The organism is Parvibaculum sp., from assembly GCF_035511255.1.
In the GTDB taxonomy this organism is placed as follows: domain Bacteria; phylum Pseudomonadota; class Alphaproteobacteria; order Parvibaculales; family Parvibaculaceae; genus Parvibaculum.
This window is the reverse complement of the sequence record NZ_DATKFR010000417.1, coordinates 1-3,416: the sequence shown is the minus strand read 5'-3', so window position 1 is coordinate 3,416 and position 3,416 is coordinate 1. Positions and strand designations below refer to the sequence as shown.

Sequence of the window (3,416 nt, the reverse complement as noted above, 5' to 3'; positions counted from 1 at the left end):
CTGCTGCGCCGCCATAGCGGCGACGGAACGCTCGCGCGCGGGTTCGTAATCCGGCCGATCGCCGAGCGGAAAGATGCGCGAGAAATCCGTAAGCCTTTTGACGGTCGCCGGATTGCCTGCCGGCGTTTCGGCAAGAAGCCGCGCGCGGAAGTCCGGATCGCGGAACGCCGCGACTTTCTCCGTCAGGGTTTTGTCGGCGATGGCGCGGAAGGACGGATGCGTCGAGAAGGGATTGGCGCTCGACTGAAGCCCGTAAAGCGTGCCGATGGGGCGCGGCGCGACCTGGGCGCGGATTTCGAGACCGTCCCGCGCCGCTTCGCCGATGCGGCCGAGCAGACGCCGCCAGCCTTCGGGATCGCGATGGCTCTGCCCGAGCGACAGCGAGAGCGGGCGACCCGAAATTTCGACCAGCTTGCGGATCATCGCGAATTCCGCCGCCTGATCCTCGAAATCCGAGATCATCTCGAAGACGCCGGAGCCCGCATCCCTGAGGCCGAGGGCGATGCCGGTGAGTTCGGCTTCGGTCGCGCGCAGCGACGGCGTCGGATCGCCCTTCGCGGTGCGGTGATTGAGCGTGCGCGAGGTCGAGAATCCGATGGCGCCCGCGCGCATCGCCTCGCCGGTGAGGCGCCGCATCTCCGCGATATCCTTATCCGTCGCGGCTTCAAGCTTCGCGCCGCGCTCGCCCATCACGAAGACGCGGAGCGCCCCATGCGGAAGCTGGGCGCAAATGTCGATGTCGTAACGGCAGGCGCCGAGCCGGCCGAGATAGTCGGGGAAACTCTCCCAGAACCAGTCGAGCCCTTCATGGAGCGCCGCGCCCGGAATGTCCTCGACGCCTTCCATCAGCTCGATCAGCCGGTCGTGATCCTTCGGCCGCACGGGCGCGAAGCCGACGCCGCAATTGCCCATGATGGCCGTGGTGACGCCATGCCAGCTCGACGGTTGAAGCCGGTCGTCCCAGGTCGCCTGCCCGTCGTAATGCGTATGGATGTCGACGAAGCCCGGCGTGACGAGGAGACCCTTGGCCCCGACCTCTTCGCGGCCCGAACCTTCGATCCGGCCGACCGCTGCGATGCGCCCGTCCTCGACAGCAATATCGGCCTCGCGGAGCGGCGCACCCGTCCCGTCGGCGAGCATGCCGCCCCGGATCACGAGGTCGTAGCGATGGGTCATGGCGGCTCCTCCATATAGTTAGTTTTATTGATCTAACTATATGGAGGTTGCCCTGTCAATATGTCGCAGGCGAGGTTTAGCCGAGGAACTGCTTCTCGATGTCCTTCAGCCGTTCGTCCTGTGTGGCGGCAAGGTCGATATAGGCGCTGGCAAGCGCGCCGCGCAGCGCCGAGAGATCGGGCTCGGGGACGATCTCAGCCAGATGGTCGGAGAGCGACTTTTCAAGCGCCTCGATGCGAACGAGCCCCGCCGGCGTCAATGCGACCGCGATGGCACGGCCGTCGACCGGATCGGCCTCGTCGGTGATCCAGCCCTTTTCGCGCAGATTGTTGAGCATCGCCGAGACGGTCGGCTTTTTCACTGCGCCTGCCGCCGCGATGGCGCCCGCCCGCTTCGCGCCACCCTTGAGGTAGAGCATGGTGCGATACTGCGCGAGGCTGATGTCGCCTTCGCGCATCACGCGCTCGAATTCGCGGTAGAGGGCGATGATCGCGCGGACGCTCAGCGATTGTGGATCGGACTTGCTCATGGGTCTCGTGTGGCCCTCACCAGGTATCGACGAAGGAGCGGCGCCTGCCTTCGGCCGGCCCAAGCTTCGGCAGCGAGGCAAGGCCGCGCTTGATCCAGCGCCGCGTATCGAGCGGATCGATCACCTCGTCTATTTCGAGGAACGAGGCCATGTTGACCGCCTTGCCGTGTTCATAGGAGCGCGCGACCATCTTGTCGAAGAATTCCTTCTGTTCGACCGGGTCCTTGATCGCCTCCATCTCCTTGCGATAGCCGAGACGCACGGCGCCTTCGAGGCCCATGCCGCCGAATTCGCCGGTCGGCCAGGAGACGATGAAGAAGGGCGCGTGGAAACTGCCGCCCGCCATCGCCTGCGCGCCGAGGCCGTAGCCCTTGCGCAGCACAACCGCGAAGATCGGCACGCTGAGGCTGCCCGCCGTCACGAACATGCGGCTGACGCGGCGCACGAGCGCGGTCTTTTCCGCCTCGGGGCCGACCATGAAACCCGGCGTATCGCAGAGCGACAGGATCGGCAGGCCGAAGGCGTCGCAGAGCTGCATGAAGCGCGCGGCCTTGTCGGCGCCGTCGCCATCGATCGCGCCGGCGAGATGCGTCGGATTGTTGGCGATGAGGCCCATGGGACGACCTTCGATGCGGATCAGCGCCGTCACCATGCCATGCGCGAAATCGCGACGGAGTTCGAGGACCGAACCCTTGTCGCACAAGGCTTCGATCACAGCGCGGATATCGTAGATGCGCAGCCGGTTCTCCGGGATGAGATGCCGGAGCACGCGCTGGTCGGCGCAATCCCATTGCGCGACCTGCCCCTGGAAATAGGAGAGATATTTCTTCGCCGCCGCGACCGCTTCCGCCTCGTCCTCGACCAGAACGTCGATGACGCCGTTCGGAGCCTGCACGCTGACCGGCCCGACTTCGTCCGGCTGGAAGACGCCGAGCCCGCCGCCCTCGATCATCGCCGGACCGCCCATGCCGATATTGGAGTTCTTCGTCGCGATGATGACGTCCGACGTGCCGAGGATCGCCGCATTGCCGGCAAAGCAGCGGCCGGAATTGATGCCGACACGCGGCACGAGACCCGAGAGCCGCGCATAGGACAGGAAACTCGGCGTGTCGAGACCGGCGACGCCCATCGCATCCGTGTCGCCCGGCCGCCCGCCGCCACCTTCGGTGAAGAAGACGACCGGCGTCTTCCACTGTTCGGCGAGGTGGAACATCCGGTCCTTCTTCTTGTGGTTCATCGCGCCCTGCGTGCCCGCGAAGACCGTGTAGTCGTAGGAGAGGACCATGCAGCGCGCCTTGTCCTCGTCGAACAGCGCGCCATTGACCGCGCCGATGCCGGCGATCATGCCGTCGGCGGGGCTCATCTTGATGAGCTCGTCCATCGGACGCCGGCGGCGCTGCGCGGCAAGCGCCAGCGAACCATATTCGATGAAGCTGTCCGGATCGCAGAGATCGGCGATGTTCTCGCGCGCGGTCCTCTGATTGGTCTTGCGCCGCCGCGCCACCGCGTCCGGTCGCCCCTCGTCGAGGCCGATGAAATGCCGTTCCCGCACCGAAGCGAGATCGGGACGGATGCGGTCGAGATCGAACGCTTCCTCTTCGCTCGCCACCGCCGCGCCGACATCGCCCGGCTCGACGAAGAGGATCGGCTGCCCGTCAAAGAGAACTTCGCCCGGCGCCGCCGCGACGAGGCGCACGATGCCGCTCGCCGA

Annotated in this window: 3 protein-coding genes; all 3 read right to left on the bottom strand. The window is 66.2% G+C overall.

The annotated features are described in order from the left end of the window. Positions 1–1,176 (bottom strand): N-acyl-D-amino-acid deacylase family protein (locus VMR03_RS15805; protein ID WP_325406905.1); only part of this gene is annotated, 1,176 nt, incomplete at its 3' end. Positions 1,177–1,252: 76 nt separating this feature from the next. Then, a complete protein-coding gene (locus VMR03_RS15800; RefSeq protein WP_325406903.1) occupies positions 1,253–1,705 on the bottom strand; it encodes a MarR family winged helix-turn-helix transcriptional regulator in 453 nt (150 codons plus the stop codon). A gap of 16 nt (positions 1,706–1,721) precedes the next feature. Continuing rightward, positions 1,722–3,416: acyl-CoA carboxylase subunit beta (locus VMR03_RS15795; RefSeq protein ID WP_325406902.1), on the bottom strand; the 1,695-nt coding region annotated here is incomplete at its 5' end.